Raw genomic sequence first — 6,841 nt, 5'->3', positions numbered from 1 at the left:
GCATTTCGTATAAGGTGTATTATGTTAATTTTAGATTTACTAAAACTATTTTTTGAGAACTAGGCTGTTATGGGAACTGTAAAGCTCAAATCTTCTGATGAAGTTTTTCAATTAAAAATTAGTCTGCTAGGTAGTGATCCTGAAATCTGGAGAACTATTCAAATTTCATCGGCAGCTACTTTATCTAGGCTCCATAAGGCAATTCAATCTGCTTTTGATTGGGAAGATAGCCATTTACATGAATTCACGACTATTAAGCATGAAAAGATCAATAAAAGACAAAAATTGAAAGAAGTTCTACGTGTAGGTAAAAAAATTATATATACATATGATTTTGGCGATTGTTGGGAACATTTGATTACTGTAGAAAGCAGACAATCTCCTGATTTAAATAAAAAATATCCATGTTGTATAGATGGTCAAAATCATGCTCCATTTGAAGATATTGGAGGAATTTTTGGATATCTTGATATTTTAGATGCATTACAAGACCCCAAACATCCAAGATATGACGATTACATGCAAATTATCGAGGATGAAATAGGAGAGATAGAGTTTGATCCGACCTACTTTAATTCACATGATATTAAGTTTTAAACCTGATTTAACATAATGGTTGTTATACGCAATAAAAAAACCTGGGCACCAACCCAGGTCTAAAATTTAAAAAACAGATAAATATCAGTGCAATAAACTCATTTTTCTAATTTCGCATAACGTGTATTATGTTAATTCCGATACACCTAACAATTACTTAATATTAAGATGGTTCTCTGTTTTTGATAAAAAATCATTTATTAATGCCTCAGGAGACATTCCCATTCTTTGAGACAGAATAATAAGCCACCAAAAGCATTCTCCTATTTTATGGGGTAACTCAGTTTCTGTATCTTTTTTTGGCCATCTATTTTGTTCAGACATAATATTTCGGCCTACTAATCCTGCATCTGTTAAAAATGCTAATGCATCCTCTTCAATTGACCAAATAGTATTATGATTAGATCTTTCTAACTCATGATACCTTTCTCTAATTTTTGCAGACCTCTCCATAAGTTTTTTAAAGTCCGTGTTATCCACAATTCACCTCTTTCTATAAATTTATTAATTTAGTTTAACCTAAAAATAGAGTCTATTTAACATAATGGGCGTTATACGAAATGCGATTGTAATAATCTTTTAATATCAATTGATTATATTAAAATAGAAAACTCAAAAAACAGTAAAAAACCGACTTGGAAACAAGTCGGCTTTTTTATGAGCGGTTTTGATAGTTTTTGCCAAGAAAATTGGATAAAAAATGATCAATTTAGCAATCAGTGCCCATTTCATACGGATCCAGGTTCCAAAACTATCCCCAATTGCTGGGGATAAAATTTAGGCTATTTTGTACGCTTTGGCTCACATAAAACTCGGCCCTTTGCGGCTATCCAGGATAGGTGAATTTTCCTATGATGAAGTCATAGAGAACAGGATGTTCCAAACAACAAGAATAAGAAAGATCGCACCAGGAGCGTGAGGTAAGACAGGAGTCATACCTAGCAACCCAATATGAGAAACCCCGGCAGGATGCTGGGGTTTTTTATTATCTAAAATATTTAGATCAAAGTTGGATGGGCATCCAGAATGCGAATTAAAGTCGCTGCAGGACCAGTCGGATAGCGTCGGCCTTGTTCCCAGTTTTGCAGGGTTCTCGCGCTGATATGCAAACGTGCAGCAAATTCAGCCTGGGTTAAGCCTGTTTTCTCACGTACTTCTTTAATATCCGGTAATTCAAGCTCTGTGACTCGACTTGCCTTTATCTCATTACGCTTGATGGCACCAGCTTCTTTGATTGAAGCAACCAGGTCATCAAATAAGTTGTTATCCATGAAATTGCTCCTTTACTAATTGACGTAGAATCGAGGTTTCTTTGTCTGTCAGATTATCTTTCACAGACTTTGGATAAGCCACCAGGAAAAAGATCTGATCATCTTCTGTAACCCAATAATAGATCACACGGATACCGCCACTTTTGCCTTTATTGCCCTGAGCACAACGTACTTTACGAATTCCACCACCATTCTTGATTAAGTCGCCCTTATCAGGCTGTACCAAGAGATCTTGCTGGAGCTGACGATACTCTTCATCACTCACAAGCTCTTTGATTTGCTTAGTAAAAATACTGGTTTCAATGAATAACATAGGTTTAAGTACGTCAATGGCGTATAAGAATTTTAGCAGTTTTAGAATAAAAAAACGAGAGCTGTGAACTCTCGTTTCGCATAAGCAAAGGCTTACAAATATAAATATTAGGTATAAAAAACCCGCATGATAGCGAGTAGGTCCTGATATTTCATTCAGACTATAGATTTTATAAAAACTATATTTCTAGATGATTTTAAATATTTTTCCTTAAAAAAATTGCAGTGGAAATCCCACATAAATTATTGATGTTTAAAAATTTATCGCTAAGCAACTTTATGATTTAATTTAAATAGCTGATTTAGAGAAGTGTAAAATGTACGGCCATCCAAATTTAAATCAACTTCGATTCCAGATTCCAGTAGAACTCTTTTACCTACTTCGATTTGTTTTAAACCTTGACGTGTATTTTGCATTTTATGTAGAGGAATTAATGAAACAATAATTTCAGTACCATTTTTAGATTTTGCAATTAAATCATTTACTTTTAACAACTTATATCCTATTTTTTAGAGATTTTTTCAATTTTGAAAACATTTTAAAGCATAAAAAAAGCACTTATGAGTGCTTTTTATTACTGCTTATTATTACTTAGATAGCAACAATATTTACAGCATTCGGTCCTTTTTGACCTTGAGCTACACTGAATTCAACTTGCTGGCCTTCAAATAAGGTCTTGAAACCTGAACTCGCGATTTCGCTGAAATGAGCAAAAACGTCTGGACCTGATTCTTGTTGAATGAAACCAAAACCTTTAGTTTCGTTAAACCACTTAACAGTACCTTTAACAACATTTGAGTTTGACATAATATATCCTACTAATTTTTAATAATTTTTTAGTCATTTTATTGACTGATTAATAACTTTGAAAATAATAAAGAATGAGACTTAAAATCTAAAAAACGAAGGATTATGACTAAAACTGCGATACTTAAGGAAGATTTACCGAAACAAGACTTTTTTCTAGTTAAGTTAAATATACAGTAAAAATAAAAATAATCAAGTTTTTTTGATATAAATATTAATTTTTCTTATAAAATCTATATTTTTTCTTTAAAAATTAATTAAATTCAATAACTTATTTATTATATTATTTAATATTTTCTTTAACATAAAATCTCTTATATGAAGTCCGTCCTTGCACCTTAATTTTCAGTGTCCAAAGTTACGGTGTGTCAATATGTGGCAAGTATTTCATAACTATCTATTTTTATTATAATTAATTCTTATTTGGTGTCATGTTGTGTCATTTGTTATCCAGATAAATATCATCTTTAAAGAGCTTAGTTTTTTCGATTTATGAAATTACTGACATTTACTGACATGAAGATCATAAAACTCTGTTTCTTATCTTGTTTTATTTGATTTACTGTCAATTACTGCCACCTTAAATGTCCTTTTTTTATCACTTGAAACCCCTGATGTAAGCGGGTTTTAGGGCATCCTGATAAGGTGCGTATGGTGTGTATTAAAAAATGAATATTTTTTAACCAAAAATTCAATATTATTGAATTTTAAAGCGTCATTAAAATAACCAATAAAATCAATATCTTATTTTATTTCAAGTTTCCTAGCATCTTAGGCTACAAATATTTATGCAAAATTTATGCATTTTGTATGCAAATCAACTGCAAAAAAACTAATTTTATGCACTCTGTGTGCAAATAGTATATAAATAATATACAAATAACCTTCCAGGCTACCCTTTAAGTACCTAAGTGAATTACAGAAGATGAGGATGAAGAATGCGAAAAAAATTTGGGATTTTTAAAGAAAAGTACCCTCATATCATTTCTATGTTAGAGAAAGGCTATCCATATACTGACGTTATTTTGGATCTCAAAGACAACCATCAACTGGACTTAAGTTTCAATACTTTTAGAAGCTATCTTTACCGGTATAGAAAAGAATTAAATTCTGTTATGAATACATCGGAAAAATTGACAGCCACCCATACGTATTCAGACGATCATTTGAAAAACGTAGATACATCTCATAAAGAAGATTCGCTGCAGCCTACTCTGACTAAAGTTGGCAGAACACAACAAAAAATGAGTTTTCGAGGTCGTGGACAACTTTTTATTGCTCAATTAATGAGTGAGTCAGAACCAAATGTAGATTAAATATATCTGTATATCTTTCTATTCTCTTCTATAAGCCCTAACTCCAAAAAAGATGAGGTTCCCCCATAGGTAGGTTTAAAAGTCAGTTAAACAGCAAAAGAACGCATTTTAGCGAGTGTCTACGAGCGAAGTATTGTTATTAAAATTCTCACTATGTTTTCTCTCTGATTACAAACTCCCCCTTTGATTCAAAAACTTAGATACAGAGCATCCCGAAGGGTGCGAATAGATTTAATTTGAGTCTAGATCGAGCGAAGCGAGCATAAAAAAACTCATGAGCGAAGCGAATTCCGAGTTGCTTTTGCTTTTTTTTAAAGTTATCACGGGATTAACCAAAAAATTGCCCCTTCGAACTGAGCGAAGCGAAGTTCAATAGAGTTTGAGCGTAGCGAAAACCAAGGGCAATTTTTCATGCTCAATGTTTTTAATTATTTTTAATATTTTAATGCTTTTAGACACGCTGTAATACTTATGAATAAAGGCTTTCAGCCTTAATAAGACTACAATCTCTTTGCTATAAGACTACAATCTCTTTGCTATAAGACTACAATCTCTTTGCTATAAGACTACAATCTCTTTGATTTTGACTACATTGAATGCTAATGTAGTCAAAACAAAGGAAATAATTCCACTCTTATGAAAAACGATCTGATTGTAAAAGATAATATTCTTGTTAATGCTAGTTATAATTTAGAAGTTACAGAACAAAGACTTATCTTATTATCTATTATTAGAGCCAGAGAAACTGGACAAGGTATTACTTCTGATAGCAAGTTAGAGATTCATGCTTCTGATTATGCAACTCGCTTTAATGTCACAAAAGAAGCTGCATATAGTGCTTTAAAAAATGCTGTACATAATCTTTTTGAAAGAAAATTTTCCTTCAAAGATAATCATGCTGATACAGACAAAGAGATTGTAGTCAAATCTCGTTGGGTAAGTAGAATTTCATATGTAGATGATCTTGCAATCTTAGAAGTGACCTTCGCTCCAGATGTTGTGCCCTTAATTACGAGATTAGAGAAACAATTTACAAGTTATCAATTAAAACAGGTTGCTCAATTAACGAGTAAGTATGCTATTCGCTTATATGAGTTATTGATTTCATGGAAAAGTACTGGAAGAACACCAATCATTGATATAGCTGATTTCAGATCTAAATTAGGTTTAGAAATAAATGAATATCAGAAGATGATTAATTTTAAAAATCGTGTATTAGAACCTGCAATTCAACAAATTAATGAGTTAACAGATATTGTTGTAAAGTATGAACAGTTTAAATCAGGTAGATCTATTTCTGGTTTCCAATTCAGTTTTAAACATAAAGAAGAGTTAATCCAAGTTAATAATAATATTAATAATGCCGTTTATTTAGCATCTAAAATGACAGATGCTCAAAGACATATGTTTGCTCATAAGCTTTCAGAACTTCCTGAAATGGGGAAATATTCGCATGGCACAGAGAGTTACCAACAATTTGCTATACGTATTGCAGAGATGCTGCAAGATCCTGAACAATTTAAAGAGCTATATCCATACTTAAAAAAAGTGGGATACATGACATCAACGAAAAAGGACACTATGAATGGCTAAGTTATCACTCAGTGAGGTATCTAACCGCTTTAATGTTAGTCGTTCAACGTTATATAGAGCTATAAAGGAAGGACGTATCAGTCGTGGTGCAGATGGCCTATTTGATGTCGCAGAAGTTATTCGTTGCTTTGGTGAACCAATTAAAAAGCACGATCTAAACCAAGTAACAACCTCACCCAAGGATGATGCTGATTTGCGTCAATTAGTCGACTTTATGAGAAAGGAGATTGAATCATACAAAGATAGAGAAAAGCGTTATTTAGACCAAATAGACCGCTTTCAATTACTATTAGGGCATAAAGAGCCTGAAGATAAAATGTCTCATGACACACCAGTGACACAAACCAATGAAACACCATGCGACAGCACTAATGAAACAAAAAAAGATTTTGATAATAAAGGAATTTTAGAAAAAGTTGTGTCTCATGATGTACCAATGAAACGGACTAGTGGTACACATTGGAACGCTTCAATAAAAAGAGATGAGACAGCACAGAAGCGTAGCTTATTTAGCCGAGTCTTGAATGCGATTATTAGTGATGAGTAAGATTTATCAGTTATCTAGGTATGGCAAATTAGTAAGAAAAAACAGGATGTATTGAGTTTCCTAAATAGAGTAAAAAAAATAAGCATTTGATTTTTATAATTATTTTATTTTTAATTTCTAATATCTGAACACAAATATTATAGTTTTCTTACTAATCTGCCATACCCTCACATATTTTATCATTAATATTCAATTACTTATATTTTTACTCAATACGTCTTGTTTGCAAATTAGGTTTTTGTATTACATCAAGTTAAATTATTTTTTCTAAATAAACTCGTGGAACATTGGTTATTAAATAGGCGTGGAACGTGAAAAATCATAAAAAAAGCCCGAACAGGGATGTTCGGGCTATCAACTAGGAACTACAGCGTTGAATTTTCAAGAGAATTATAAC

The 6,841-nt window shown here is 32.2% G+C and carries 9 protein-coding genes; 4 read left to right on the top strand and 5 right to left on the bottom strand.

Going from position 1 to position 6,841, the window contains the following annotated elements; all coding sequences use genetic code 11:
* Window positions 1-69 precede the first annotated feature (69 nt).
* Window positions 70-597, top strand: coding sequence for a plasmid pRiA4b ORF-3 family protein (locus AC4MBN_RS14705; protein WP_000537572.1), 528 nt, complete (start codon window positions 70-72; stop codon window positions 595-597).
* 153 nt (window positions 598-750) lie between these two features.
* On the opposite strand, the gene AC4MBN_RS14700 is transcribed toward AC4MBN_RS14705, so the two are convergent.
* The 5 genes from AC4MBN_RS14700 to AC4MBN_RS14680 all read right to left on the bottom strand — a co-directional run bounded on the left by AC4MBN_RS14700 (window position 751) and on the right by AC4MBN_RS14680 (window position 2,988).
* Window positions 751-1,077, bottom strand: coding sequence for a nucleoside triphosphate pyrophosphohydrolase family protein (locus AC4MBN_RS14700; RefSeq protein WP_104470979.1), 327 nt, complete (start codon window positions 1,075-1,077; stop codon window positions 751-753).
* A 518-nt stretch (window positions 1,078-1,595) separates the two neighbouring features.
* Window positions 1,596-1,868, bottom strand: coding sequence for a NadS family protein (nadS, locus tag AC4MBN_RS14695; RefSeq protein ID WP_004641921.1), 273 nt, complete (start codon window positions 1,866-1,868; stop codon window positions 1,596-1,598).
* On the bottom strand, window positions 1,861-2,181 hold the full coding sequence (locus tag AC4MBN_RS14690) for a type II toxin-antitoxin system RelE/ParE family toxin (protein WP_000897309.1): 321 nt from the start codon (window positions 2,179-2,181) through the stop codon (window positions 1,861-1,863). Before AC4MBN_RS14690 ends, nadS begins: the two co-directional genes overlap by 8 nt.
* A 266-nt stretch (window positions 2,182-2,447) precedes the next feature.
* Window positions 2,448-2,675 (bottom strand): hypothetical protein, encoded by a 228-nt coding sequence (locus tag AC4MBN_RS14685; RefSeq protein ID WP_000921865.1) that lies wholly within the window; start codon window positions 2,673-2,675, stop codon window positions 2,448-2,450.
* Window positions 2,676-2,772: 97 nt separating this feature from the next.
* Window positions 2,773-2,988, bottom strand: a complete 216-nt coding sequence (locus tag AC4MBN_RS14680; protein ID WP_000071892.1) for a cold-shock protein — start codon at window positions 2,986-2,988, stop codon at window positions 2,773-2,775.
* Window positions 2,989-3,926: 938 nt separating this feature from the next.
* Between AC4MBN_RS14680 and AC4MBN_RS14675 the strand changes: the two genes are divergently transcribed.
* The 3 genes from AC4MBN_RS14675 to AC4MBN_RS14665 all read left to right on the top strand — a co-directional run bounded on the left by AC4MBN_RS14675 (window position 3,927) and on the right by AC4MBN_RS14665 (window position 6,444).
* Window positions 3,927-4,304 (top strand): hypothetical protein, encoded by a 378-nt coding sequence (locus tag AC4MBN_RS14675; RefSeq protein WP_396231590.1) that lies wholly within the window; start codon window positions 3,927-3,929, stop codon window positions 4,302-4,304.
* A 636-nt stretch (window positions 4,305-4,940) separates the two neighbouring features.
* Window positions 4,941-5,897: a replication initiation protein RepM gene (repM, locus tag AC4MBN_RS14670; protein ID WP_347455025.1), complete on the top strand. Its 957-nt coding sequence runs from the start codon at window positions 4,941-4,943 to the stop codon at window positions 5,895-5,897.
* A complete protein-coding gene (locus tag AC4MBN_RS14665) occupies window positions 5,890-6,444 on the top strand; it encodes a plasmid replication DNA-binding protein (RefSeq protein ID WP_104130815.1) in 555 nt (184 codons plus the stop codon). The genes repM and AC4MBN_RS14665 overlap by 8 nt, the downstream gene beginning before the upstream one ends.
* Window positions 6,445-6,841 lie beyond the last annotated feature (397 nt).

The sequence above is a fragment of the Acinetobacter sp. CAU_H_60 genome (genome assembly GCF_058599385.1).
The sequence above is the reverse complement of the archived record's forward strand: the minus strand, read 5'-3'. Positions and strand labels throughout refer to the sequence as shown.